This window comes from Bacillus sp. K2I17 (genome assembly GCF_002209985.1).
In the GTDB taxonomy this organism is placed as follows: Bacteria; Bacillota; Bacilli; order Bacillales; family Bacillaceae_G; genus Bacillus_A; species Bacillus_A wiedmannii.
The window spans coordinates 13,793-39,490 of the sequence record NZ_NJGF01000031.1 but is presented as its reverse complement, the minus strand read 5'-3'; the positions used below and the strand labels follow the sequence as shown (position 1 = coordinate 39,490).

The window sequence follows — 25,698 nt, the reverse complement described above, 5'->3', positions numbered from 1 at the left end:
GGAATCACTATGTTTCAAAAAATATTAATTGCTAATCGCGGGGAAATCGCAGTTCGTATTATGAAAACTTGTCAAAAACTTGGCATTCGCACTGTTGCTATTTATTCTGAGGCTGATGAAAATGCCCTACATGTAAAAATGGCAAATGAAGCTTACTTAGTAGGTGGACCGCGTGTCCAAGAAAGCTATTTAAACCTTGAAAAAATTATTGAAATAGCTAAGAAGACAAATGCTGAAGCAATCCATCCGGGATATGGATTATTATCAGAGAATCCATCTTTTCCGGTTCGCTGTAGAGAAGAAGGAATTGTATTTATCGGTCCATCTGAAGAAATTATTACGAAGATGGGAAGTAAAATCGAATCTCGTATTGCAATGCAAGCTGCAGATGTCCCAGTAGTTCCAGGTATTACTACAAATATTGAAACTGCTGAAGAAGCAATTGAAATTGCAAAACAAATTGGTTATCCACTAATGCTGAAGGCATCCGCAGGTGGCGGAGGCATTGGAATGCAGTTGATGGAAACTGAGCAAACGCTCACCAAAGCATTTGAAAGTAACAAAACAAGAGCACAAAACTTCTTCGGTAACGGAGAAATGTATTTAGAGCGCTATATTGCAGATGCACACCATATTGAAATTCAGCTTTTAGCAGATACACATGGTAACACAGTGTATTTATGGGAGCGTGAATGTTCCGTGCAGCGCCGAAATCAAAAAGTAATTGAAGAAGCACCTTCACCATTTTTAGATGAAGGTACGCGAAAAGCGATGGGGGAAGTTGCTGTACAAGCTGCCAAAGCTCTAGGCTATACAAATGCAGGTACAGTTGAGTTTCTTGTAGATGATCAGAAGAACTTTTATTTCTTAGAGATGAATACGAGATTACAAGTAGAGCATCCAGTTACAGAAGAAATTACAGGTTTAGATCTTGTAGAACAACAACTTCTAATTGCATACGGTGAGAAACTATCATTTACACAAGATGATGTAAAACGTAGTGGTCATGCCATTGAGGCACGTATTTATGCAGAGGATCCGAAAACTTTCTTCCCATCACCTGGAAAGATTACAGATTTAACGCTTCCATCAAATGTACGTATTGATCACTTTTTGGAGAATCAAGTCACGATTACACCTTTCTACGATCCAATGATTGCGAAAGTCATTGCTCATGGTGAAACTCGTGAAGAAGCAATTTCAAAATTACATGATGCTTTAGAAGAATTAAAAGTAGAAGGTATTAAAACGAACACGCCAATGTTACTTCAAGTATTGGAAGACGATGTGTTCAAAAGTGGTATTTATACAACAGGTTTTGTAACGAAACAACTTGTTAAAAAATAAGATTTAACAATATTAAGGGGGAAAAAATGATGACGAAGGTATATGCATCGATGGCAGGAAATGTATGGAAGATTGTTGTAGGAGTAGGAGATACAGTAGAGGAAGAGCAGGATGTCGTCATTTTGGAATCTATGAAAATGGAAATTCCAATCATTTCAGAAGAAGCTGGCACAGTTATGAAAATTAATGTGCAAGAAGGCGATTTTGTAAATGAAGGAGATGTATTACTAGAAATTGAATAGGGAGATATAGGGGGAAGCGAATTGAAACTACCTAATTTTGCTGTCATTAAAGAAGTCGGGCCACGTGATGGCTTACAAAATGAAAAAAAGATTGTTGGCACAAAAGATAAAGTAAAATGGATTCAACTACTTACACAGGCGGGATTATCGTACGTTGAAGTTTCCTCATTCGTTCACCCTAAATGGGTCCCTGCATTAGCAGATGCAAATGATGTGTTTTCTGAGCTGAAAAGGGATCCCAATGTTACTTATGCAGCGCTTGTTCCAAATCAAAATGGTTTGGAACGAGCTTTTTTGCAAAATGTAGATGAGGTGAATGTTTTTTTATCAGCAAGTGAATCTCATAATAAAAGTAATATTAATAAATCAATTAAAGAAGCATTAGTTGTAATTGAAGATATAACAAAACAGGCATTATTCGAAGGAAAAAAGGTAAGAGGCTATGTTTCTACTGTATTTGGATGTCCTTATGAAGGGGATATAAGTGCCACAGCAGTTGACGAATTATGTAATCAACTATTTTCATACGGCATTTATGAAGTATCTCTTGGTGACACGATTGGTGTAGCGAATCCACTACAAGTAGAGCGAGTATTAGAACATTTATTAAAGAAATATGATGCTTCGCAGTTTGCAATGCACTTCCATAATACGTATGGAATGGCTCTGGCGAATGTAGTTAAGTCATTAGAATATGGTATTACAACATTTGATAGTTCTTGTGGTGGTCTTGGGGGCTGTCCATATGCACCAGGAGCATCAGGCAATGTTGCAACCGATGACTTAGTTCATATGCTTCATAAGTTAGGGGTCCAAACGAATATTGATGAAGAGAAGTTATTGAAAGCGAGTCAATTCATTCAAAGTAAATTAAATATCCAATTACCGAGTCATGTGTATAGAGCGCTTCAACATAAAACGATAAGTAGGTGAGAAGATGCTACAATTACAAAACATTTCAGTTAATTATGTAACACCTCACGTTGTAAAGATTTCGTTATATCGTGAAAGACAAGCAAACTCATTATCTTTAGCGTTATTAGAAGAGTTACAAAACATATTAACTCAAATAAGTGAAGAGTCCAATACTCGTGTAGTTATTTTAACAGGTGCTGGTGAAAAAGCGTTTTGTGCTGGTGCTGATTTAAAAGAACGTGCTGGTATGAATGAGGAACAAGTTCGCCATGCTGTTAGTATGATTCGCACTACTATGGAGATGGTTGAACAATTACCACAGCCAGTTATTGCTGCTATAAACGGAATCGCCCTTGGTGGTGGTACGGAATTAAGTTTAGCTTGTGATTTTAGAATTGCGGCTAAATCTGCAAGTCTTGGTCTTACTGAAACTACACTTGCAATTATACCAGGAGCAGGTGGTACGCAGCGTTTACCAAGATTAATTGGTGTTGGTAGAGCGAAAGAATTAATTTATACAGGCAGACGTATTTCAGCGCAAGAAGCAAAAGAATATGGTTTAGTAGAATTTGTTGTACCAGCTCATTTACTTGAAGAGAAAGCGATTGAAATAGCAGAGAAAATTGCTAGTAATGGTCCTATTGCTGTTCGATTGGCAAAAGAAGCAATTTCAAACGGTATTCAAGTTGATTTACATACCGGATTACAAATGGAAAAACAAGCGTATGAAGGTGTAATCCATACGAAAGATAGATTAGAAGGATTACAAGCATTCAAGGAAAAACGCACACCAATGTATAAGGGGGAGTAAATATGTTAGACCAAAAACAACAATCGAATACATTTGAAGAACGAGTTGAAGCGATTAAACAAGGCGGCGCACCAAAGTATCATGAACAAAACAAAGCAAAAGGAAAACTATTCGTTCGAGATCGCTTAGCTCTTTTATTTGATAATGGTGAATATGTAGAAGATGCATTATTTGCAAATTGTGAACAAACAGGATTACCTGCTGATGGTGTTATAACGGCAACGGGTAAAATACATGGTCGTACTGCATGCGTAATGGCAAATGATTCAACGGTAAAGGCTGGATCATGGGGCGCACGTACAGTTGAAAAGATTTTACGTATTCAAGAAACGGCAGAAAAATTACGTGTTCCGTTATTTTATTTAGTTGATTCTGCTGGAGCGCGTATTACAGATCAAGTAGAAATGTTCCCAGGGCGCCGTGGTGCAGGAAGAATCTTCTACAATCAAGTGAAATTATCAGGTAAAGTTCCTCAAGTATGCTTATTATTTGGACCTTCGGCAGCTGGTGGCGCATATATTCCAGCCTTTTGTGACATTGTTATGATGGTAGAAGGGAATGCATCTATGTACTTAGGTTCTCCTCGTATGGCGGAGATGGTTATCGGCGAGAAGGTAACTTTAGAGGAGATGGGCGGAGCTCGTATGCATTGCTCTGTATCAGGATGCGGAGATGTTTTATGTAAAACAGAAGAAGATGCGATTAAACAAGCAAGACAATACATTTCATATTTTCCAAACAACTACTTAGAGAAGACTCCATTGGTTACACCTCAAGAACCGAAACAATTCGAAAAAACGTTAGAACAAATCATTCCAGAAAATCAAAATGCTCCTTTCAATATGAAAGATCTCATTAATAGAGTTATTGATGAAGGTTCTTTCTATGAAGTAAAAAAATTATTTGCTCAAGAACTAATTACAGGCTTGGCACGTATTGATGGTAAGCCAGTTGGTATTATTGCGAATCAACCGCGTATGAAAGGCGGCGTATTATTCCACGATTCTGCGGATAAAGCAGCGAAATTTATTAATTTATGTGATGCATATCATATTCCGTTGTTATTCCTTGCAGATGTACCTGGATTTATGATTGGTACAAAAGTAGAGCGTGCGGGTATTATTCGTCATGGTGCAAAGATGATTTCTGCAATGAGTGAAGCAACTGTACCGAAAATTTCTATCGTTGTTCGTAAAGCATACGGTGCTGGTTTATATGCAATGGCAGGTCCAGCCTTTGAACCAGATTGCTGCCTAGCATTACCGACAGCTTCTATTGCAGTAATGGGTCCAGAAGCGGCAGTTAATGCTGTATATGCAAATAAGATTGCAGCTTTACCAGAAGAAGAGCGTGATAGCTTCATTGCTGAAAAACGCGAAGAGTATAAGAAAGATATTGATATTTACCATTTGGCATCAGAGATGGTCATTGATGGTATTGTTCATCCAAACAATTTAAGAGAAGAGTTAAAAGGACGATTCGAAATGTATATGAGTAAATATCAAGTATTTACAGATCGTAAACATCCTGTTTATCCAGTTTAAAAGCCCTATTTAGGGCTTTCTTGCTCAAAAAGTCAAGGAGGGGAAAACATTGAAACAAGCAGTTTGGTTTCCAACAGAAGAATATAAAGAAAAAACGCGTTTATATGGTTGGATGAAATCATTGGGCTATGAAGATTATGAAACGTTTTATAATAAATCTATTGAAGAAACAGATTGGTTTTGGGGAGAAGCTGAGAAAGCGGTTGGCTATCAATGGATGAGGCCTTATACAGAAGTGCTAGATTTAGAAAATGGTACGCCGTTTGCACAGTGGTATAATGGCGGAACATGTAACGTTGTAGAATCAGTTTTATCACGCTGGCTTGCAGATGATGAAACAAGAACGCAACCAGCACTACAGTACGAGGGAGAAAATGGAACTTCAAAATCATTTACATATGAAGAGCTTGACAACTGGGTAAGTCGCGTTGCAAACGGTTTGAAACATGCGGGTATTGAAAAAGGTGACCGTGTAACAATTTATATGCCGATGATTCCAGAAACAGTTGTTGCAATGCTAGCTGTTATGAAAATCGGAGCAATTATTTCACCAATATTCTCAGGATTTGCGTCTGATGCAGTCATGACTCGTGTACAAGCGGCAGGATCAAAAATGATCATTACTGCAGATGGTTTTTCACGCCGGGGTAAAGTTGTTTCATTAAAAGACGAAGTAGATAAAGCTTGCGAACATTGTCCAACTGTTGAAAAAGTTGTTATTGTTCGTCATGCAGGAAATGATTTTACACCACATAATTATGATTTCCCATGGAGTGCGCTAGAAAAAGAAAAACCATTTACACATGCTGAAGAGATGAATAGTGATGATCCGTTAATGCTCATTTATACATCAGGTACAACTGGGAAACCGAAAGGAACAGTACATACACATGCTGGTTTCCCTTTGAAATCTGCATTTGATGCAGGATTTGGAATGAACATCAAACAAGGTGACCGCGTATTATGGGTAACTGATATGGGCTGGATGATGGGACCGTTTTTATTATTTGGCTCTCTCATTAATGGAGCAACGATGGTTATGTACGAAGGTGTTCCAGATTTCCCAGAAGCAGATCGTTTATGGGAGACCGTTGATAAATATGAAATTACACATCTCGGTATATCACCAACATTAATTCGTGCGTTAATGGCAAAGGGTGATGAGTATGTAAATAAACATTCGCTCAAGAGTTTAGAAGTATTCGCATCAACAGGTGAACCTTGGAATCCAGATCCTTGGATGTGGCTATTTGAAACAGTTGGAAAAAATAATGTACCAATTTGTAACTATTCAGGCGGAACTGAAATTTCTGGTGGGATTTTCGGAAACGTCCTTATTAAACCAATTGCACCGATTAGTTTTAACGCATCTTTACCAGGAATGGCAGCGGTTGTGCTCGATGATCAAGGCAATCCAATTCGTGATGAAGTTGGAGAATTATGTTTAGAGAAACCTTGGGTTGGTATGACGAAAAGTTTCTGGGAAGACGATGAGCGTTATGTGAACACGTATTGGTCACGTTTTGAAAACAAATGGGTTCATGGTGACTGGGTGATTTATGATGGTGAGCAATATATTATTACAGGACGCTCAGATGATACGTTAAACATTGCTGGAAAACGTATTGGACCTGCAGAATATGAATCTATTCTTGTGAAGCATAATGATGTCATAGAAGCTGCCGCGATTGGAGTACCTGATGATGTAAAAGGTGAAGTTTGTCATTGTTTTGTAGTATTAAGGGACGATGTAACATTCACAGGAGAGTTAAAGAAAGAATTAATGAGTTTAGTAAACTCTCATATCGGAAAAGCATTGTGTCCAAAAGATATTCACGTTGTAGAAGATTTACCAAAAACACGAAATTCTAAAGTAATGCGACGTGTTATTAAAGCAGCTTACTTAGGAAAAGAGTTAGGAGATTTATCGTCACTTGTAAATCCTGAAGTAGTTCCGTTTATTCAGGGGTTACAGTCTAGCAAACTATAAAATTACGAATGAGCTCTATTTACATAGAGCTCATTTTTAATGTTTACAAAAAGATAAGAGAGAAAAAGTAAATTTGAAGTTAAAAAATCTACTATTAGTGTTAAGTATATCTGTTTGTTTTTAGTTTTTATCAAAATAGGATACTATGGCTGTCTATTCAATGGAGTGATTGAATTTTGTTAAGAATGAAAATTTAGTGAAGAAAAAAGTAATGAATAAAAGGAGAAATCCCTGGGGGACAGGGATTCAATAAGGGAGATATCATTGTCGTTCGATGTCGAAATTTGGCGTATCCGACAAATTAATATTATCACGAATTTTCAGGAGATTGTGATAGTGGATGTGTCAAAAATGTGTACGGGTTTCATATAAAAGTGTTATTTAAATAGGAAAAGGGAAAAGAATTAAGTTCACTGGTTCTTAAGATTTTTCCCTTTTAAATTTACTGTTTGTTCGTTGTTCTATATACATCTGAAATTGGTAAATCTTCGCCATGTAAAGCTTGAGTACTGTCCTTTTTGTTTGAATCATGTGCCTCCTGAGATGTTTCTTGCATTTGCTCTTGGGCCTTACTAGGAGTATTCAGCGCATCTGATGACACATGATCAAGTTGTTGACTTAATAAATCTTTTTTATCCATGTTATGTAGCTCCTTTTTGAACTTAGATATAAAAACGAAGTGCTTTTAAATAGTTACGTGGGTATTATGTATCTTTGAATGGAATTATATACATAAACTATATTGAGAATTTAACTAATTATAAAAATTACTTGTGATGACAAGCTTAAGAAATATAAAGATCATTAGTTCTTAATAAAAGCGTTATTTTAGTAGGGTGTTACGAAATTTTATTTGAAAGGAACATCCCAATGATAAAAAAGAGCACTGTAAATCAGTGCTCATCTTATTAGATATTGCTTAGTCCTTAAAAATAAAACCGTTACGGACAATTCACAATGGTAATAGTGACGTTTGCCATTGTTCCAGGAGAATCAAGAAGTGAAGCAGTAACGGTTACTGTTCCAGGCCCATTAGCGGCTAGAAATACAGCGGTAAAGTTACCTGAAGCATTGGTAATGACCGCAAGAGGAACCATGAAAGCAAGAGAAGGGTTACTGAATGAAAAACTGACCACTACTCCTGGAGTAGGACTACCGTTTACTAATACTTGACCCGAAAAAAATAAAGTATTATTTCCTTGAGTGGATACACATGCTGTGGTTTCGTTAGAAGTCAAGGTAATAGAGGCAGGCCCAGCAGGAAGATTAAATCCAGTTGGTCCGGTAGAACCGGTAGAACCGGTTGATCCGGTTGGTCCGGTAGAACCAGTTGATCCGGTTGATCCGGTTGGTCCAGTTGGTCCAGTTGGTCCGGTAGAACCAGTTGATCCGGTTGAGCCAGTAGCTCCTGTAGAACCGGTGGGACCAGTAGGGAATTGAAAGGGTTGAACAGGTGGAAGTGTAGGTCCAATAGAACCCGGATTAAGTGCAGCAAAATATAAAAACTCGTCCATTATTTATCACCTCTAAAAATCGTATTACTAATAGTAAATGTAATGATAGAGCAATGTGAAATGGACAAGTGGTTGTATTTTAATAAATTAAACAAAATAGTTATTTGATAGAAAAAGAAATTAGTATGTTTATTTTAGAAATTAAATATAAAAAGGCGATTATCGTCAAATCGCCTTTTTGGGTAATGCAGTGTAATTTTATTCAGTTATTTGAAATATAGTTTCATTCGGTTTGGAAAATCCATACAGTTTCCTTGCGAATTTTAAAATTTCTTCTTCACTACCTGTTAAAGCCTTAACATCATTTTTAAGGGAATGACCATCCTTCTTTAAAGAAGATAATTTTTGTTGCTCCGTATTAACCGTGATTTGTTTCTCTTTAATCATTTCTTGCTGGTTATTAAGAGAATATTGAAGGACAAAAATTATAGGTAATATAAAAGCTAAAGTAGTTATAATACGGCGTCTTGTTTTTTTATTATTACCTTGTTTGGTGTTAGCGTTCACTTGCTGTGAGGGTATCTTAGGATTTGATTGTTGTGATGATATTTTTGGGATGTTTCCCATTAAAATGCCTCCATTACTGATTGTAGAATTTAAACTGTTTAAAAGTATTATAAATGTTCAATGGGAATTTTAGAAGATAGTTTAATATAGGTGAGTTTTGTAAAGTTTAAACAAAATCCTTATTTAAATAAAAGGAACCCCGATTGTCTGCAGGGCTCCTAAGGGTAATCGTCAAGTAATGACGTACTCGACTAGTTAACGATATCATGAATTTTTTGGTAAATATACTGGTAAATGCGTCCAAATTAATGAGAGCATTATTTGAAACAAAAACGCTATTTTAATAGGGAGGGGAATAATGATGATTCCATGGGACAAGCGAGTATACATTGTATTAAGGTGATCATTTTATTACAGAGGGGACAATTTTAGAGGTTAGTGAAAAGGCGAATAAATCATTATATTGGCTTTGGTGCATGTTAGCTCCAAGCTATGAAAAAGTGTGCGGTAATAGTACAAAGCGACTTCGGTTGATTCGGATAGATGATGATGAAGAATGATATAAAAATTTCATTTTGTAGAGAAATGAGGTGATTAAGGATGGGCATAGAATATGCCATGTTTGTATTAAAAAAGAGCAGAATTTAGCCTATATATAAAGATGTTGGAATTGTTCTAAAGGGGGGAATATCTGAAATATAAATAATTGAGGGGAGTGAACTAATAATGGAAACTAGTACTTTTTTAGGATTGTTTTGGGGATGGATAACGGTTATCGTATCGGGAATACTTTTCGTACGTCCATCGGTACTACGTGAATTAAAAAAATTAGTGGTTGAAGACAGAGGATTTGGTATTATGTATGGTTTTCTATCGATTTTCCTAGGGTTAGGTAGTGTAATCCTACATAATGTATGGGTATTCAATTGGCAGGGGTTCCTAACGGTTATTGCATGGCTTGCATTATTAAAGGGAATCTACATAATTGCATATCCTGAACCCTCCAAGAAAACAGACTTTGAATTAAGGGTACTATCTACACGTATAGCGCTCGCTATCATTGGCGCCTTGGCTTTATGGATGCTTATAGTAATCTATATAAAATAATCCTTTTCTAATAAGAACTATATTAAAATAAATCTCTACGTGTTCATTGACAAAAAGCTGACTATACTTAGTCAGCTTTTTGTATATTACATTCTAGTATTTATCGGTCACAAAAGACATGTTCTCTCTTTTAAGTCGATATCGAAAATATTACCAATTTTTTCTTTTACAATGACAACAAATAAAGAAACATTTACAACGACACTTATTTCGTTTAGAACTCCAATCATCATCACAATGATTCTTTTCTTTAGATTTCCACCAATCATCATTACAATGCTTTTCCTTAGAACTCCAATCATCATCACAATGATTCTTTTCTTTAGATTTCCACCAGTCATCACAACAATGCTTTTTCTTAGAACTCCAGCAATCATTTTTCCAGGACATTCTTTTATACCTCCCTTCAATAGGATTCATACTATTCTATGTTTTAGTAAAAGAATGGCTTGTTTATTAACCTATTATTTTACCTTTATATGATAGAGTGCTTTCTACTAGATATAGAATTCATACAAACTATGCTAATTTTCAGGAGATAGTTGAGAGAACTACTGGTTATGATATTAATCAACAAACACTTGTTGAAGGAAACGTTAAGATTTTAAATAATATCTTATTTTGGAGTACGCTTTTTTGAATGTATATTTCACAACAGCAAAGGTACTATATTAATGCAAACAAAGCCTATGTATATGGTATATGTGAAGTAATAGGAAAAGCTGGGGACTCTTAAAGGAGCTGACTTATAAGAGGTTGTCTAAACTTTAAATTCAGCAGAATTAAATCCAATTCCCCTCATTAAACAAGCTTCAAATTGTTAGAGGCCTGTTTTTATAGTTAATAAAGAAAAGAATGTCTAATACAATTGTTTGTTTTTTCCTTTCTATGTGTTTGTCTCTTACACTTTTAAGCTTGTGGACATACTTTACTAATAGAAAGGATTAGGGGGTGAGGTTTTGGGTTCTCGATTTAATAATTGTAAAAAGAAGTGTACATGTAAACAGGATGATTGTTGGGATGCTTTCGAAGAATGTAAAAAAGAACAAGAAGAACAAAATAAAAAATGCGATTGTTGCTGTGTACAAGGAATTAGAGATGAGCTTAAAAAATTAGTAAACAGAGCCGTGCGAATTACTACAGTAGGAAATAATTATGCAGGAACTGTTTCTTCAGTAACTTGCGATGTTGTAAAGCTTGCTAATAGTGCTGGGGTAGTTACGGTAATTATTTCTGTTTGTAAAATTGAAGCGATTGAACTTTTGTTGACATAGGAAAATAGCATAATTATGCCGTTTTTTGTAAAGCCATTCTTATGAATGGCTTTATTTTAATTTCGTATAAAAGGAGAATATATTCTTTATATAGAAATAGGTTTGAGGCTATAAAGAGTGATGTACGAACGGAGAATGAGAGTGATTAAATTAGTACCCTTTAAAAGATCTGATTTCAAACAATTAATAAATTGGATTAATTCCGAAGAATTTTTAATACAATGGTCGGGAAATGCATTTACATATCCTTTAAATGAACAGCAATTAGAGAAATATACAGAATGTGCAAACACACTGGCATTCAAAATAATGGATGAAGAGACTAAAGCAGCTATTGGTCATATTTCTCTTGGACAAATAGATAATATAAATAAGTCTGCTAGAATTGGAAAAGTGCTAGTTGGTAATACGAAAATGAGAGGGCGTTCTATAGGGAAACATATGATGAAAGCCGTACTTTGTATTGCTTTTGATGAATTAAAACTACATAGAGTAACTCTTGGTGTTTATGACTTTAATAAGTCAGCTATTTCTTGTTACGAAAAAATAGGTTTTGTAAAAGAAGGTTTATTAAGAGAGTCAAAAAGAGTAGGAGAAACGTATTGGAATTTATGGGAAATGAGTATGTTAGAATATGAATGGAGCGGTAAAAAATAATAGTTATCTATAACTATGTTATGTTAATTAAAAGGGGTATGGTGGGAAATTATGAATAAAAAAACGAAAATCATTACAGTTGCAGCTGTTTCAGGAGGAGGTAAAACTACTGTTACAGAAAAATTAACTCAAAAGTTAACAAATTCAAAAGCACTATATTTTGATAGCTATCACTTTAAAAACTGTCCTAGTGATATTTGTAAATGGATTGATGATGGAGCAAATTATGATGAATGGGTACTTACGCCATTAATTCATGATATTCAGCATCTTATACGAGAGGCTAATGTAGATTATATTATTGTAGATTATCCTTTTGCATACTTAAATAGTGAAATGCGAGAGTTTATTGATGTAACTATATTTATCGATACACCTTTAGATATTGCGATGGCTAGAAGAATTTTGCGAGATTTTAAAGAAGATACAATAGATGAAATACATAATGATTTGAAACATTACATGACATTTGCGAGAAAAGCATATTTAGAGGCAATTCATACTGTTAAGCCGAATTCGGATATTATATTGGATGGCTCTTTATCTGTAAGTAAAATAATTAATCATGCTGTAGAGGAACTTGGCCTGAGAGAAGTGATTGTCAATGGTTAAATGTATAGAGGAATATGTGCAAGTTGATGATTTTAAAATGTATACGAAAAAGTTTCAAGGAAAGAAGCTGCAGCCAGTTATTATAATGGAGGCAGGTTATGGCGATTATTCAAAGGCGTGGGACCATATTGCTGAAGAGTTGATGGAATATGGGACGGTACTTACATATGATCGAGCGGGATTAGGGAAAAGTGGGAAGAGTTCCAAGAGACGTATTAGTTCTGAAATGGTAAAAGATTTAAGAAGTTGCTTAGCGCAACTACAATTGAAACCACCTTATATTTTGGTAGGACATTCTTTTGGCGGTATAAATGCACGTTTATTTGCGACTTCTTATCCCAAAGATTTGTTGGGAATCGTTTTGGTTGATTCGACACCGGAAAATTATAAAGAAGATTTTCTGCCAATCATGTCTCCAGAATTTCAAGAAGCTTACTATAAACAGTTTGTATATGAAAGTTCTTATGAAGAGTTTACATTTAGTTTAAGTGAAGTAGATAGACATTGTAAATCAATGAATGATATTCCACTTGTCGTGTTAGCTGCGGGTAAAAAAGCTTTTTATTCGCCAGATGCACAAATGAAATGGTTACAATTGCAAGAAGAATTATTACGATTATCATACAATCATAAATTTGTAATTGCAGAAAAAAGCGGTCACTATATTCAAAAAGATGAACCATATTATGTAATAGATGCGGTTAAGTGGATTGTTGAGGTAGGGGAGAGATAAATATATATGTACACGTTATTTCAATACAATTGGCAAGTAAGGGATGATTGGTTTAAGTGGTGTGAACAACTTTCAAAGGAAGAATTACTCCGCAAGCGTGTAGGTGGTGTTGGGAGTGTTTTAGAAACATTATTCCATATTGTCGATGTTGAGTACAGCTGGATTAGTGCGCTTCAGGGAAAAGAAGATAATGAACCGCAGTTTAAAGATTATCAATCCATCCAAAAAGTGAAAGCGTTATCTGATTTATATAAACGAGAATTAGAAGATTTTTTACAAGAATGGTCATCTACCGTAGAATGTAAGATATTAAAAGCTTCATGGACGGATAAAACATATACATATGGTGAAGTTTTAAGACATGTAATTGTACATGAAATTCATCATATTGGTCAGCTATCTATATGGGCGAGAGAATTAAATCTTCAGCCTGTTTCAGCGAATTTAATTGGAAGAGGATTATAAATTTAGAAAACCGGCTTGCACTGTAAATGCAAGCCGGTTTTTATATAAAAGAAGATTTCCTAGTTGAAATCCTCGGATTTTTTCTGACGTATATGTAAAAACATTAAAATTGTAATGATGAAGAAAATCAACAATGTTTGTATGATCAAATTTTTAAATTGAAGCAAAACTGTCCACGATGTAACAGCATCTTTAAAAGCTTGGAGTGCAGAGTACGAGGAAGGATCAAAACCGTACTGTAGTAACTTTTTTGTTTCAATAAAAGTACTGTTTTCTTCATTGGAGTCTAATATTACGGAAATAAGTCTAGTATCTCCTCGTTTTGCTGTACTGACAAAACTATAATTACCATTAGTTGAAAAACTAGTTTGTAAGCCGTCAACACCTTGGAGTTTAATGTTTTTATTAAGAGAATAAATCATTTTATTTGTGTTGAAAACTTTTGAGTCTTTGAAGGTAAATTGGTAAGAGGTTAGTTTCGTAACATTCAATACATCTGGAAAGTCTTTTACTAATTGTGTCGCTAGTTTAGCTACGTCTATAGCTGTTGTAGTTGATTGTTTATTTGTATCGTTATTCATTCCAGTAGCATTTAAAAACGGGGATGGTTGTGATAACTTTAGTTGTTTTGCTTTCTCATTCATTAAAAGTGTAAAGTTATCTTCGTTTCCAGCAATGTGTTCTGCAAGGGCAAGTGCGGAACGATTATTCCCTGTCAAAAACAGTGCATGAAGTAAATCACGAACTGTCGTTTTATCTTTCGAAGTTACTTGTATAGGACTCGTTTCTGCTCGGAAAACTTCGTTACTTATTTTTACTAATTCATCTAACTGTATTTTTCCTTCATTCAGTTGTTCCAGTGTGATATACTCTGTCATTAATTTAGATAAAGTAGCTGATTGTATAGGAGTTTCTTCATTTTTTTTATAAACAACTTCACTTGAATTAGCATCTATTAAAATAGCTGATTTAGCTTGAATAATTGGACCATTTACATAGAGGTAAAAATATAAAACGATAAGTGCTGTAATAACAAAAGATAAGAATAAAATTGTGAACTTTTTCAAGAATTGCATAAGCGATCCTCCTACTATGACATCAATAATACTATTGTAAAAAGGAATGCTTAATTAGGAAGAAAGAAAAGGTAAAGAATTTCTAAAGAATTATAAAGGATTATTAAATTTGGATTTTAATGGAAAATAGAAGATCCAATTTCTTATATGGTAAGAAATTGGACCTAAAATTAAGTTGTATTAACATTTATATGGTTGTAGTTTTACAGTGAAAGTTGTTTTTTTATCATCACTATATACTTCAATTGTTCCTTTATGCAATTCCACAATACTTTTTGCAATTGCCAATCCGAGTCCAGATCCACCAGTGTTCGTAGAGCGAGATTTTTCAACGCGATAAAAACGTTCAAAAATATGAGGTAAATCCGTACTAGGAATAGGTTGGCCGTAATTTGTTATATCTATAGTAATCATGTTATTGCTTTCATAGGCAGCAAGGTCGATATATCCACCGTCGTTTCCATAAGCGATAGCATTTATAATAAGATTTTCAAACACTCGTACTAATTTGTCTCCATCAGCTAATACCATGAGTTTTTGAGATGGGAAAGAAGGTCGACATTCTATATTAGCTTCTTGAACTTGTATGCGGAATTGAACAGTTAATTGCCCAAGTAGCTCTACAATATCAATGGGAACAGAATATAAACTTAACTCTTTATTTTGAACACGTGTATATTCAAACAAATCATTCATTAATGCGTTAAGACGGGTTACTTTATCGTAAATGACTTGTATATAATGGCGTAATTCCACTTCATCTCTATAATTATCATGGTGGATTAAATTTACGTATCCAACTATAGAGGTAAGAGGAGTACGTAAATCATGCGATACATTTGTAATAAGTTCACTTTTTGCTTGTTCCGCCTGTCTTTCTTCATCAATCGAAACTTTCAATTGTTCAACAATGTGATTAACCCCGCTTGCTAACTCTTCCAGATAATTATGGTTTACGATAGAGACTTTATGATTGAAGTTTCCATTTGCAATATAACGAATTTCTTCTATCATTTTTTTAATACAAGTTTCATAATAAATCTTTCTTTCATGACGATAAAAAATGTATAGGTAGGATGAGAAAATAGAAAATAAAAACAAATAAGATACAATCATCATCCATAGAGATTCCTTTATTCCTTTATATTTTTCATATCCAAAAATTCTAATGAATTCTTTTCCGAGCTCGCTTAACGTAAGTGAACTTTCAATTACACTTGTAACAAGGCGATATATAATTAATTCAGTAATAGGAGTAAGTGTGATGGCTAACATAAACCAAAAAATTAACTTCCATTTTGGGATATCTTTTAATATATCAAATGCTTCATTTCTCAATTTTATAGCCTACTCCCCAAACAGTATGAATAAACTTCTCTCCATTCATTCCTGTTTCAAGTTTATCTCGTAAATTACTAATGTGAACCATTACAGTTTTATTTGAACCATAACCATCTTCGTTCCATACTCGTTCAAAAATTTCTTCGGAACTAAATACTCTTCCGGTATTACTCGCAAGTAAATATAAAATATCAAATTCAATAGATGTAAGTTTAATATATTCTCCATTTACTTTAACAGTATGATTATGTTTGTGTATTTCAGCAGAACGAATACGAATAATACCATCTTCATTTTTGGAGGAAGTGGCATTTTGGAAAGATGATCTTCGTAACAAAGCTTTCACTCTAGCTACTAATTCTAATGGATTGAATGGCTTAATCATATAATCATCTGCACCTGTCATAAGACCTAATATTTTATCCATATCTTCTGCTTTTGCACTCAGCATAAGAATAGGTACAGTATTATTCTCACGAACTTCCTGGCAAACTTCTAATCCATTGCGTTTTGGCATCATAATATCCAAAACCATAAGGTCAACATCATATGTAGAAATCATTTGCAATGCCTCATCGCCATCGTATGCTTTATAAATGTTATAGCCTTCATTTCGCAAATAAACAGCAAGTAACTCAACAATTTCTTTATCATCATCAATAATTAATATGTTTTTATTCATTATGTAGTTCCTTTCCTTACAAATCATTAACATTACTATAATATCAAACATTTATGTATTTTGTAGCAATGATTCACCATGAAATTTCATGTAACGTATAAAAAAGGGATTAAAACATTCATAACGAATACAAATAAAAAGGATATTTAAATACAGCGTTATATTGAAAGTTAGGAAGAAAGGTGACTTGAGATGTTATATAAGGATATATATTCATTTACTCCAACTGGAAAAATTGAAAATGATATAAAATCATTTCTATTAAAATACAATAAAGAACATACTTATAAACATTCAATTCGGGTGACAAAAGAAGCCCGTAAAATTGCGATTACGTATCATGTAAATGAAGAAAAGGCAGCGATTGCAGGATATTTACATGATATTAGTGCAATCTTTCCAAATGAAGATCGGGTTGCAGTTGCTGAAGAATTTGGAATAGAGATATTACAAGAAGAACGAGAATTTCCAATGATTATTCATCAAAAGTTATCGAAAGTAATTGCAAAAGAGATATTTAAAGTGGATGATGAAGAAATCTTAAATGCAATTTGCTGCCATACTACACTACGTAAACTTGCAACGAAAATGGATTTAGTGTTATTTGTTGCTGATAAAATAGAATGGGATCAAAATGGAGCACCACCATATTTAGTAGAAGTAAAAAAAGAATTAGAAAAATCTTTAGAACATGCTGCTTTTGCATATATTTCATATTTGTGGGATAGAAAAGACACGTTGAAAGTTATACATCCATGGCTAGAAGATGCATATTGGCAGTTAAAAGAAATTGTAGAGTAGAAAGGAATTAAGAATGCAATTAAAAGAATATATGAATGAAACATTCCCTGGAGTTACATTAGTACCACATATATACTTTCAATGGGAAAATCATTTGCATTTTCATTTTGGGAAAGGGAAAGACCTATTTGTAGAAAGAACCGACGATGTAAATAGGGAATACTTCACTCAGCTTTATACATAAAATAAATACTTATTTGAAGATATATTTTCAAAAGAAGATGAAGTTTTTTTAGTAACAAATGTTTATCGATTTAAAAAGGAAAATGTGAAAAATCCGCAGAAAATTAATATATATAGACGTTTTATTCATAATAGAGATTTAAAGTATCATATAAGGCAAGAAACAATACCTTTTTTATTTGAAGAAGAAGAAGCTGACTTGTATTGTACTTATCAATTTTCATTAAAATGTTTTGCTTGTGATATAAAGTATACACCGCTTATTCAAGCTGCAAATCATGAAGATTTTCTAGGTCTTTATCCTCGTTTTGGACGCAAAAAAGAAATTTCTTATCCAGATGTATTTCTCATAAATGCAACAAAAGATATTATCATGTTTATTTACGATGATAGAGGATGTGAAGTAATTGCGAAGAATAAAGAAACAATACGAAATTTATATGAGAAATATAAAGAGTGGATTCCAGATTATGAATGAGAAAGTATAGATAAAGTATTTACATGATAACAATAGGGGAAGTGAAGCATGTAATGAAACGTATTGCAATCGTATCCGCATGGGAACCAGAACTTACGTATTTGCATCAATATTATCCAAGTGAACGTATTGAAAAACGAGCAGCTTGGGAATTTCATTTTCATTATATTAATAATATGGAAGTTATCTCCGTAATAACTGGAGTTGGGAAAGTAAGTTGTGCTAGTTGTGTGCAATTATTAATTAGTGAGTTTCAGCCAGATGAGTTGTTTATGACAGGAATATGCGGAAGTCTATCAAATAAGGTGAAAAATGGACATATTGTAGTAGCCCTTAATGCAATACAACACGACGTTACTGCTGCTGGTTCAGGGGAAGATATTTTTAATTTATATAATGGTAGGACAGCACCTATTGAAACAACAAAGTCACTTGTAAGAAGAATAAAAAAGATACGATCTTATGATTCGATTCATTATGGTACATTTTTATCTGGAGATCAACGTATCCGTAGTTCAGAAATGAGATATTTACTCCATACTGTATATGGAGCATTAGCGGTTGATCAAGAAGTGGCAGCTTTTGCTTATGTGTGTCAAATCAATAACAAACCTTTTCTTAGTTTAAAAGCTGCATCAGATCAAGCAAATGATAAAACGAAAGAGGAACAAAAAATCTTTAAAATGTTAGCGTGTGAACGAGCGTGCGAGCATTTAATTGCTTTTTTACGTGTACATGAGATTAATGTAGTAAATAATAGATAGTAAGAGGGGTTAATATTGGAAAGTACAAATAAAATAGCTATTCTGGGTGCAAACGGAAACGCAGGGAAATTCCTTGTAAACGAAGCGTTAGAAAAGGGATATCAAGTAAAAATATTAACAAGAAATTCTAATAATATCAAAATAACAAATGAAAATTTAGAGATTATTAATGGAGATGCACGTGATTTTGTTTCAATACGCAAATTACTTAAAGGGTGTCGAGCTGTAATTAATACGGTAGGTCAACCAAAAAATGAATCTTATATTTTTAGCACAGTAACGAAGCATATTTTAGAAGCAATGAAAGAATTTGAAATAAAAAGATATATACTAATTTCTGGAGGTTCTTTAGATGTTACAGGAGATCAAAAGGGAATTGTAAATAAAATAGGAGCTACCTTGTTTAAAGTATTTTTATCAAAGATGATGCAAGATAAATATAAAGAATTGCAAACTATTCAAGGTAGTGATGTAGATTGGACAATTGTTAGATTACCATTTGTTATGGAAGGGAAGAGCATTGGAAATATAAAAGAGAGTTTAGTAGATATGCCAGGAATCAAAATTCAAAATAGTGATATTGCACCATTTGTTATAAAACAAATTAACAGTGAGAGATATGTAGGGAAGTGCCCGTTTATTTCAAATTAAATGTTAAAGAATGATGGGCAGAGTGAAACTAGTACATTTTACGTATTTGAATGCTAAGTTTAACACGAGTAAGTGGGGGAGAATTTTATATGATTCAATACAAAAGATGCAGTGAAGTAAGTATAGATTTAGTGTATGAAGCTTTTAAAGATGGATTTTCAGATTACATTATTAAAATGGAAGTTTCAAAAGAAGATTTTATAAAAAGGTTTTTGGGACCAGAAGGGAATTCACTAAAACATTCCTTTCTTGCTTTAGACGGTAACAAATCTGTTGGTGTAATACTTGGCGGGATAAAGGATTATGAAAACATAAAAACAATGCGTTGTGGAACATTAGCGGTTCATCCTAATTACCGCGGTATTGGTGTGAGTCAAAAATTATTTGAACTGCATAAGGAAGAGGCGCTTCAAAATGAGTGTAAGCAACTTTTTCTTGAAGTCATTGTAGGCAATGACCGAGCGATTCATTTTTATACGAAATTAGGCTATGAAAAAGTGTACGATCTATCTTATTATAATTTAAAAGATATGACTAAAATAATAAATAAAGATTGTAAGGGAATTGAAGTAAAACAATTAGAATTTCCAGCTTTTAAAGTTGAAATTCAGAAATGGTTACACTTCCATATAAATTGGCAAAATGATATGGATTATATCGGAAAAACAAACAATACATTTTATGGTGCATATGTCGATAATGATTTAAAAGGTTCTATATGTATGAATGAACAAGGTAAAATTAGTTTTCTTTTCGTAGACAAAGACTATAGAAATCGTGGTATTGGATCAAAATTATTACAAGTAGCAACAGAAAACTTAAATGTATCAAGTTTATCAATTGGGTTTCCAAACAACAATTTACTGGAAGGGTTTTTAAAGAAAACTGGATTTGAAAAGAATTCATTAGCACAATATGAAATGTATGTATTATTATAAAAAGCGAAAGGAGTCATTCTTTCGCTTTTTATTTTTGTGCTATATTGATATTTTACTTTGTATAATATTCTTTTTTTATGTAGAATAGATAGGATGGGAGGGGATGAAATGAATAATGGATTAAAGTTTAAGATTTTTGAATTGCATTGTTTCGTTCAAAAGACTTATTCTGATATTAAAATAGCATGTGATATTGCTATTTATCAAGAAAACACTTCTAAATATTTAATTTCATTAGGATTTTTAAATAAATCATATATGACTTATATAGAAGCAAAAAGATTTTATCGTGAAAATGAAGAACTTATAAGTGTAGAATTTGATAATTTCTTTCATACATATGATAAATTAGAACAAGAATTAAAAAAAGTTATTTCAACTGAAGATAAGAATCCTTCATTGCTACATAGCAGATTTGATCAGTTTCAGCAAAAAGTTGAAAATATAAATGACCTAATAAAAGTATTGCAAAACGCTCGTTAAAGAATACTTTTTCTTTTTCATATAGAAAGTATGCATTAAAAACATATTAGGGATATGACATATTGAAGAGGTGACTTTTGTTGATGACAGAAGTCATCTTTTTATAATACGGTTTTGCGTAATGTGATGTACTTTTTATTTTTTCTATTTTTGATAGGAATACATTTAAGCAGTTTCATATTTTAGGAAATTATACGAGGAAAATAAAATGAAGAATAAAAAAGAAATAGCTATAGTTGTATTAACAACAGGATTAGTTTTAACAAGTGTAGCACCATACGGAGTAGTTTATGCAGAAGAAACGGGTCAAATGCAAGTTGATATTCAAGAGGGTTCGTTCCGTACAGGTGAACTTACACAACCATCACAAAAGACGCCAGAGAATGTAGTGAAAGATGCACTTAAGGAAAAAACCGAGCATGCTTTGTCTCCAAAACAAGTTAGTGGGGACAAAGGGGTAGATTACAACGTTGTTCAAAAACGTGCTTCTTATGATGGGACTACACTTGTACGTATGCAACAAATATATGAAGGTAAAGAAGTATATGGACACCAATTGACTGCTCATGTAGATAAAAAGGGTATTATTAAAAGTATTTCAGGAGAAAGTGCACAAAATTTAACACAAGAAGATTTAAAGAATGCTAGTAATTTATCAAAAGAAGAAGCAAAACAATATATTTATACGAAGTACGGGAACGATATTAAATTTATTTCTGAGCCAGAAGTTAAGGAAGTTATTTTTGTTAATGAAAATCATGGACAGGCTACCAATGCATATCAAGTTACATTTGCCGCTGCAACACCAAACTATGTATCTGGAACTTATTTAGTGAATGCTCATAATGGTGATATGTTGAAAAATATGGTGCAAGAGTCAGATTTAAAAGTAAGTGAAGAGCATGTTGAAGCTATTAAGGAGAGTAAAAAAAGCAATTTTAAATCATTAACCGGAACTGGAAAAGATGATTTAGGAATAACTCGTACATTCGGTATTTCTGAACAAAGTAATGGGAAATATGCGCTTGCAGATTACACAAGAGGGCAAGGAATTGAGACATATGATGTGAATTATAGAGATATTAGTTTTGAAGAAAAATATTATCCTGGTATATTAGCAACTAGCACATCAACAACATTTAATGATCCAAAGGCGGTAAGTGCCCATTTCTTAGCAACAAAGGTATATGATTTTTATAAAGATAAATATAAGCGTAATAGTTTTGACAATAAGGGGAACAAAGTAGTATCAGTTGTACATGCATGGGATTCTGGAGAAACAGATGATCCTAAAAATTGGAGTAATGCATTTAGTGCTAATGTTAACAATGTTAGTATGCTTATATATGGTGATTCAATGGTTAGAGCGTTTGACATAGCGGGCCATGAATTTACGCATGCGGTTACATCTAGCGAATCTAATCTTGAATTTTTCGGAGAATCTGGAGCAATTAACGAGGCGTTATCTGATATTATGGGAACGGCTATTGAGAAATATATAAATAATGGAGAATTTAATTGGACAATAGGAGAACAAAGCGGCTCAGTTCTACGTAATATGAAAAATCCATCTTCAATCAATTTTTTTGATGGAGTACCGTATCCAGATGATTATAGCAAATACAGTAATTTAAACGGAGAAGATAATGAGGGCGTTCATTTCAACTCAAGTATTATTAATAAAGTCGCGTATTTAATTGCACAAGGTGGCACTCATAACGGTGTAACTGTAAATGGTATTGGTGAAGATAAAATGTTTGATATTTTCTATTATGCAAATACTGATGAATTGAACATGACTTCTAATTTCACTGAATTAAGATTAGCGTGTCTTAAAGTTGCAACAAACAAATATGGAGCGAACTCAATTGAGGTTGAAGCGGTCCAAAAAGCTTTTGATGCAGCAAAAATTAAAGGGACAGTGAAAGAAAACGAAAAAACTGCAGAAAACCAAGTCCCTGAATTAACTGTACCGCTTACAATTACACTGCGTGTTGGTGATACGTTTGACCCGATGAGTAATGTAAAAGCTGTTGATAAAGAAGAGGGTGATTTAACAAATAAAGTAAAACATAAAGGCGATGTAGATACTTCTAAACTAGGTACATACATTGTGAACTACTCGGTCGTTGACTCTCAAGGGGGGAATGCAACGGCTACACAGACTGTAATTGTAAAGGGAAATGGAGAAGCATTAGATTTAAACCCTACATTAACAGTGCCTACTGCAGCGACAATTCATGTAGGAGATTCATTCGATCCAATGGCAAAAGTATTAGCTATTGATAAAGAAGACGGTGATCTTACTTCTAAAGTAAAACTTAATGGTGAAGTAGATACCTCTAAAGCCGGTACTTACGTATTAACGTACACAGTTACAGATTCTAAAGGTCATAAAGTAACTGCGGAACAAACTGTAACGGTCAAAGTTAGAGATGAAGTTAAAAATGAAATACCAATACTAAAAGTACCTGCTACAACTACAATTACTGAAGGAGACCAATTCAATCCAATGGCAAAAGTATTAGCTACTGATAAAGAAGACGGTGATTTTACTTCTAAAGTAGCATATGAAGGTATTGGAGATACCACTAAAGCTGGTACTTTTGAAATAATATATAGTGTCACAGATTCTGTAGGTAATGAGGTACATACAATACAAAAAGTATTGGTGAAGGATAAAGATACTAGAAAAGCTAAAGGCGTTGCTAATAACAGTAATATCCCGAACAACAGTAATACCGATAAAAAAGAATCTACATATAAAGAGCTTCCCAACACAGGTGCCAGTACAACTAACAGTGCAACAATGGGCATATGGATGGTTATTGCAGGTACAGTACTCACTTTGGCTCGCAAATTTAGACAGATACAAAAATAACAGTAGGGATTATTTCTCGCACAATAATTATTAGATGAATTTTTTACTTAATAAGATTTTAGTATTTAAGTAGTGTATTTGGCTTCTATAAAACTTTTTGCTTGGACGCTATTTTGCCTACAGACCTACATTACATATAAAGCACGTTACTATTCTCATTCAAATAAAAGAATAGTAACGTGTTTTTTGATTTAAAAATAGCCTAAATTCAAAAGGTCATGAGTGTGGAAGTAATTCAAATCTGCCATTGATAAGTTACTAAAAACACTTTGTTTTAATGAAAGTTTAACTCTATATGACAACATGAGATTTTCGGTATTTACCAGGTGTTTCGTTAGTGAATTTTTTGAAAATTTTAGTAAAATAGCTTTGATCACTAAAGTTGAGCGAAGCACATATGTCTGATAAGGGATAGGTTGTGAAAGTTAATAATTTTTTTGCTTCTTCGATTCGTTCACGTTGAATGTACTCAATTAATGAAATACCGACTTCTTTTTTGAATAATATAGATAAATAATCTGAATTTACGTTTGCAAATTTAGCAAGTTGTTTAACTGATATTTGATTGTAAATATTTTCAAAAATATAGTTTTTGCAAATAGCGATAGTCTTTGAGTATTTCTTTACTTTTTGTGCTTTTACACGGTCTGCAAAAGTACAGAAAACATTTCTTAATAAATCCCAAACAGATTCTGTGTCTTTTAAATCCTCTGTCTTTTGGATGTGTAGATCGTAAATCTTGTAAGCAATCCCGGAAGGAAGTCCTCCTTTTATAGCATATCTAGTAGCAAGTGTGATGGATGAAATACAAATGTTTTTATGACGTCTTAATTGATGGAATGAAGATAAGGATGAAAGAGTATCTTGTTGGAATTCGTAATAATATTTGAGTACGCTTTCTTTATCCCCGTTTTCTATAGCTCCAAGTAGTTGGTTCTCTATATACAAATTATGACAGATAGATTCGTTTTTTTGCATTGAAATATATACATCCTCGTTTAAGATACTGCTATGATTTACATGAAATGAGTCACTGTTATTTGAAAAGGTACGTACATCTGATTTTTTTTTGTAGAGAATGTTATAGAACAATATTGCTATATTTACAAAGAAATTTTGATCTTTGACTGACAATGAAAAATAATAATCTCTTGTTCGTTTATAATTCGAAATAAAATTAAGGTTACTATCCGTTTTACTTGTAGAAAAATTTACATGTGTCAAGGGCCCAATAATAACAGTACCGTTCACCATATAATGACTCTTTATGTGAATTAAAATGAAGTGCCCTAAATATTGGTGAGATCTGAAGATGGGCGAATTATTTGAATCATTTTTTTGAAAAAGCACATGTAACTGTTCTATTTTTGATTTATAGAACGAATGTGATTCATCTTTTGATGTAAATTCTAAAAGAATATTTTTGTTACAATCTAAAAAACAAACTGGAATTTCAAAAGATTGGAAAAACAGATTACAAATGTACTCTATCTCAACTAGACTGAGCTTTTTATTCATATTATTCCTCCTTACAGTTGTGTGTAATAGTTGAATGTTTATATATTCCTTTTTTTCATAAGTAGAAACGGAAAAACTTTATCTATAAAAATTATAAACTTCTAAGAATAATACCATAATTTAACATGATTAGCACATATTATTTGAATATACAGGTAATAGTTTTGGGGAGTAACGTAAAATA

General features: G+C 33.2%; 27 protein-coding genes and 2 pseudogenes. 21 read left to right on the top strand and 8 right to left on the bottom strand.

All coding sequences use genetic code 11. The features are described 5' to 3' along the window. The first annotated feature begins 9 nt into the window (after positions 1–9). Genes CER22_RS24535 through CER22_RS24510 form a run of 6 tightly spaced genes read left to right on the top strand, consistent with a single transcriptional unit; the run spans position 10 to position 6,849 of the window. Positions 10–1,347, top strand: coding sequence for an acetyl-CoA carboxylase biotin carboxylase subunit (locus CER22_RS24535; protein WP_000486754.1), 1,338 nt, complete (start codon positions 10–12; stop codon positions 1,345–1,347). A gap of 26 nt (positions 1,348–1,373) precedes the next feature. Continuing rightward, the gene (locus CER22_RS24530) at positions 1,374–1,589 is read left to right on the top strand and encodes an acetyl-CoA carboxylase biotin carboxyl carrier protein subunit (protein ID WP_001987345.1); all 216 of its coding nucleotides are present in this window, start codon (positions 1,374–1,376) and stop codon (positions 1,587–1,589) included. A 21-nt stretch (positions 1,590–1,610) separates the two neighbouring features. Then, positions 1,611–2,522, top strand: coding sequence for a hydroxymethylglutaryl-CoA lyase (gene mvaB, locus CER22_RS24525; RefSeq protein ID WP_088609800.1), 912 nt, complete (start codon positions 1,611–1,613; stop codon positions 2,520–2,522). A 4-nt stretch (positions 2,523–2,526) separates the two neighbouring features. Beyond that, positions 2,527–3,315, top strand: coding sequence for an enoyl-CoA hydratase (locus CER22_RS24520; protein WP_088609799.1), 789 nt, complete (start codon positions 2,527–2,529; stop codon positions 3,313–3,315). A 2-nt stretch (positions 3,316–3,317) separates the two neighbouring features. Then, positions 3,318–4,859, top strand: a complete 1,542-nt coding sequence (locus CER22_RS24515; RefSeq protein WP_088609798.1) for an acyl-CoA carboxylase subunit beta — start codon at positions 3,318–3,320, stop codon at positions 4,857–4,859. A gap of 49 nt (positions 4,860–4,908) precedes the next feature. Continuing rightward, positions 4,909–6,849 carry an AMP-binding protein gene (locus tag CER22_RS24510; RefSeq protein WP_088609797.1) on the top strand — a complete coding sequence of 647 codons (1,941 nt, stop codon included), beginning with the start codon at positions 4,909–4,911 and terminating at the stop codon, positions 6,847–6,849. Positions 6,850–7,291: 442 nt separating this feature from the next. Here CER22_RS24510 and CER22_RS24505 read toward each other — a convergent pair whose 3' ends face one another. Beyond that, positions 7,292–7,489 carry a hypothetical protein gene (locus CER22_RS24505; RefSeq protein WP_044440827.1) on the bottom strand — a complete coding sequence of 66 codons (198 nt, stop codon included), beginning with the start codon at positions 7,487–7,489 and terminating at the stop codon, positions 7,292–7,294. A 317-nt stretch (positions 7,490–7,806) separates the two neighbouring features. On the opposite strand from CER22_RS24505, the gene CER22_RS33755 reads away from it, so the two are divergent. Both CER22_RS33755 and CER22_RS33750 read left to right on the top strand, forming a co-directional pair. After that, complete coding sequence (locus CER22_RS33755; protein ID WP_000237377.1) at positions 7,807–8,022, top strand: hypothetical protein; 216 nt, start codon at positions 7,807–7,809, stop codon at positions 8,020–8,022. 45 nt (positions 8,023–8,067) lie between these two features. Next, complete coding sequence (locus tag CER22_RS33750) at positions 8,068–8,289, top strand: hypothetical protein (protein WP_256943730.1); 222 nt, start codon at positions 8,068–8,070, stop codon at positions 8,287–8,289. 17 nt (positions 8,290–8,306) lie between these two features. Here the strand turns inward: CER22_RS33750 and CER22_RS33745 are convergent. Both CER22_RS33745 and CER22_RS24495 read right to left on the bottom strand, forming a co-directional pair. Further along, a pseudogene (locus CER22_RS33745) lies at positions 8,307–8,363 on the bottom strand (exosporium leader peptide-containing protein); the annotation flags it as partial. 198 nt (positions 8,364–8,561) lie between these two features. Then, positions 8,562–8,930 (bottom strand): FtsB family cell division protein, encoded by a 369-nt coding sequence (locus CER22_RS24495; protein WP_002168337.1) that lies wholly within the window; start codon positions 8,928–8,930, stop codon positions 8,562–8,564. Positions 8,931–9,596: 666 nt separating this feature from the next. Between CER22_RS24495 and CER22_RS24490 the strand changes: the two genes are divergently transcribed. After that, positions 9,597–9,977, top strand: coding sequence for a hypothetical protein (locus tag CER22_RS24490; RefSeq protein WP_002127497.1), 381 nt, complete (start codon positions 9,597–9,599; stop codon positions 9,975–9,977). 107 nt (positions 9,978–10,084) lie between these two features. Here CER22_RS24490 and CER22_RS24485 read toward each other — a convergent pair whose 3' ends face one another. Then, positions 10,085–10,387 (bottom strand): hypothetical protein, encoded by a 303-nt coding sequence (locus CER22_RS24485; protein ID WP_306426517.1) that lies wholly within the window; start codon positions 10,385–10,387, stop codon positions 10,085–10,087. A 549-nt stretch (positions 10,388–10,936) separates the two neighbouring features. On the opposite strand from CER22_RS24485, the gene exsK reads away from it, so the two are divergent. From exsK to CER22_RS24460, 5 genes are all read left to right on the top strand, one after another. Continuing rightward, positions 10,937–11,251 carry an exosporium protein ExsK gene (gene exsK, locus CER22_RS24480; RefSeq protein WP_000535565.1) on the top strand — a complete coding sequence of 105 codons (315 nt, stop codon included), beginning with the start codon at positions 10,937–10,939 and terminating at the stop codon, positions 11,249–11,251. 141 nt (positions 11,252–11,392) lie between these two features. Next, a complete protein-coding gene (locus CER22_RS24475; protein ID WP_142293550.1) occupies positions 11,393–11,908 on the top strand; it encodes a GNAT family N-acetyltransferase in 516 nt (171 codons plus the stop codon). A 51-nt stretch (positions 11,909–11,959) separates the two neighbouring features. Further along, positions 11,960–12,520 carry an AAA family ATPase gene (locus CER22_RS24470; protein WP_088609795.1) on the top strand — a complete coding sequence of 187 codons (561 nt, stop codon included), beginning with the start codon at positions 11,960–11,962 and terminating at the stop codon, positions 12,518–12,520. Further along, complete coding sequence (locus CER22_RS24465; protein ID WP_088609794.1) at positions 12,513–13,253, top strand: alpha/beta fold hydrolase; 741 nt, start codon at positions 12,513–12,515, stop codon at positions 13,251–13,253. The genes CER22_RS24470 and CER22_RS24465 overlap by 8 nt, the downstream gene beginning before the upstream one ends. 6 nt (positions 13,254–13,259) lie before the next feature. Continuing rightward, positions 13,260–13,718, top strand: a complete 459-nt coding sequence (locus tag CER22_RS24460) for a DinB family protein (protein WP_088609793.1) — start codon at positions 13,260–13,262, stop codon at positions 13,716–13,718. 59 nt (positions 13,719–13,777) lie between these two features. Here CER22_RS24460 and CER22_RS24455 read toward each other — a convergent pair whose 3' ends face one another. From CER22_RS24455 to CER22_RS24445, 3 genes are all read right to left on the bottom strand, one after another. Further along, complete coding sequence (locus tag CER22_RS24455) at positions 13,778–14,794, bottom strand: D-alanyl-D-alanine carboxypeptidase family protein (protein WP_088609792.1); 1,017 nt, start codon at positions 14,792–14,794, stop codon at positions 13,778–13,780. Positions 14,795–14,974: 180 nt separating this feature from the next. Next, on the bottom strand, positions 14,975–16,132 hold the full coding sequence (locus CER22_RS24450) for a sensor histidine kinase (protein ID WP_060488935.1): 1,158 nt from the start codon (positions 16,130–16,132) through the stop codon (positions 14,975–14,977). Further along, on the bottom strand, positions 16,122–16,817 hold the full coding sequence (locus tag CER22_RS24445) for a response regulator transcription factor (protein ID WP_087986134.1): 696 nt from the start codon (positions 16,815–16,817) through the stop codon (positions 16,122–16,124). Before CER22_RS24445 ends, CER22_RS24450 begins: the two co-directional genes overlap by 11 nt. Positions 16,818–17,009: 192 nt before the next feature. On the opposite strand from CER22_RS24445, the gene yqeK reads away from it, so the two are divergent. The 7 genes and pseudogenes from yqeK (at position 17,010) to CER22_RS24410 (ending at position 23,996) form a co-directional block, all read left to right on the top strand. Beyond that, positions 17,010–17,618 (top strand): bis(5'-nucleosyl)-tetraphosphatase (symmetrical) YqeK, encoded by a 609-nt coding sequence (yqeK, locus tag CER22_RS24440; protein WP_088609791.1) that lies wholly within the window; start codon positions 17,010–17,012, stop codon positions 17,616–17,618. A gap of 13 nt (positions 17,619–17,631) precedes the next feature. Beyond that, positions 17,632–18,279: pseudogene (locus CER22_RS32660) on the top strand (DUF3885 domain-containing protein). A 26-nt stretch (positions 18,280–18,305) separates the two neighbouring features. After that, on the top strand, positions 18,306–19,043 hold the full coding sequence (gene mtnN, locus CER22_RS24430; RefSeq protein WP_142293551.1) for a 5'-methylthioadenosine/S-adenosylhomocysteine nucleosidase: 738 nt from the start codon (positions 18,306–18,308) through the stop codon (positions 19,041–19,043). A gap of 15 nt (positions 19,044–19,058) precedes the next feature. Beyond that, a complete protein-coding gene (locus tag CER22_RS24425; protein ID WP_088609789.1) occupies positions 19,059–19,694 on the top strand; it encodes an SDR family oxidoreductase in 636 nt (211 codons plus the stop codon). A gap of 89 nt (positions 19,695–19,783) precedes the next feature. Then, positions 19,784–20,632 carry a GNAT family N-acetyltransferase gene (locus CER22_RS24420; protein WP_088609788.1) on the top strand — a complete coding sequence of 283 codons (849 nt, stop codon included), beginning with the start codon at positions 19,784–19,786 and terminating at the stop codon, positions 20,630–20,632. A gap of 108 nt (positions 20,633–20,740) precedes the next feature. Further along, entirely contained in the window at positions 20,741–21,115 is a 375-nt protein-coding gene (locus tag CER22_RS24415; protein ID WP_088063527.1) for a hypothetical protein, read from the top strand. A 208-nt stretch (positions 21,116–21,323) separates the two neighbouring features. Then, positions 21,324–23,996: a M4 family metallopeptidase gene (locus tag CER22_RS24410; protein WP_088609787.1), complete on the top strand. Its 2,673-nt coding sequence runs from the start codon at positions 21,324–21,326 to the stop codon at positions 23,994–23,996. 291 nt (positions 23,997–24,287) lie between these two features. On the opposite strand, the gene CER22_RS24405 is transcribed toward CER22_RS24410, so the two are convergent. Next, positions 24,288–25,514, bottom strand: coding sequence for an AraC family transcriptional regulator (locus CER22_RS24405; RefSeq protein ID WP_142293549.1), 1,227 nt, complete (start codon positions 25,512–25,514; stop codon positions 24,288–24,290). Between the last annotated feature and the right edge of the window lie 184 nt (positions 25,515–25,698).

Coding starts and splice junctions, on each gene's coding strand:
- CER22_RS24535 (WP_000486754.1), top strand. CDS start 10: ATGTTTCAAAAAATATTAATTGCTAATCGCGGGGAAATCGCAGTTCGT.
- CER22_RS24530 (WP_001987345.1), top strand. CDS start 1,374: ATGATGACGAAGGTATATGCATCGATGGCAGGAAATGTATGGAAGATT.
- CER22_RS24520 (WP_088609799.1), top strand. CDS start 2,527: ATGCTACAATTACAAAACATTTCAGTTAATTATGTAACACCTCACGTT.
- CER22_RS24515 (WP_088609798.1), top strand. CDS start 3,318: ATGTTAGACCAAAAACAACAATCGAATACATTTGAAGAACGAGTTGAA.
- CER22_RS24505 (WP_044440827.1), bottom strand. CDS start 7,489: ATGGATAAAAAAGATTTATTAAGTCAACAACTTGATCATGTGTCATCA.
- CER22_RS33755 (WP_000237377.1), top strand. CDS start 7,807: ATGGTAATAGTGACGTTTGCCATTGTTCCAGGAGAATCAAGAAGTGAA.
- CER22_RS24495 (WP_002168337.1), bottom strand. CDS start 8,930: ATGGGAAACATCCCAAAAATATCATCACAACAATCAAATCCTAAGATA.
- CER22_RS24490 (WP_002127497.1), top strand. CDS start 9,597: ATGGAAACTAGTACTTTTTTAGGATTGTTTTGGGGATGGATAACGGTT.
- CER22_RS24470 (WP_088609795.1), top strand. CDS start 11,960: ATGAATAAAAAAACGAAAATCATTACAGTTGCAGCTGTTTCAGGAGGA.
- CER22_RS24465 (WP_088609794.1), top strand. CDS start 12,513: ATGGTTAAATGTATAGAGGAATATGTGCAAGTTGATGATTTTAAAATG.
- CER22_RS24460 (WP_088609793.1), top strand. CDS start 13,260: ATGTACACGTTATTTCAATACAATTGGCAAGTAAGGGATGATTGGTTT.
- CER22_RS24455 (WP_088609792.1), bottom strand. CDS start 14,794: ATGCAATTCTTGAAAAAGTTCACAATTTTATTCTTATCTTTTGTTATT.
- CER22_RS24445 (WP_087986134.1), bottom strand. CDS start 16,817: ATGAATAAAAACATATTAATTATTGATGATGATAAAGAAATTGTTGAG.
- yqeK (WP_088609791.1), top strand. CDS start 17,010: ATGTTATATAAGGATATATATTCATTTACTCCAACTGGAAAAATTGAA.
- CER22_RS24420 (WP_088609788.1), top strand. CDS start 19,784: ATGATTCAATACAAAAGATGCAGTGAAGTAAGTATAGATTTAGTGTAT.
- CER22_RS24415 (WP_088063527.1), top strand. CDS start 20,741: ATGAATAATGGATTAAAGTTTAAGATTTTTGAATTGCATTGTTTCGTT.
- CER22_RS24410 (WP_088609787.1), top strand. CDS start 21,324: ATGAAGAATAAAAAAGAAATAGCTATAGTTGTATTAACAACAGGATTA.
- CER22_RS24405 (WP_142293549.1), bottom strand. CDS start 25,514: ATGAATAAAAAGCTCAGTCTAGTTGAGATAGAGTACATTTGTAATCTG.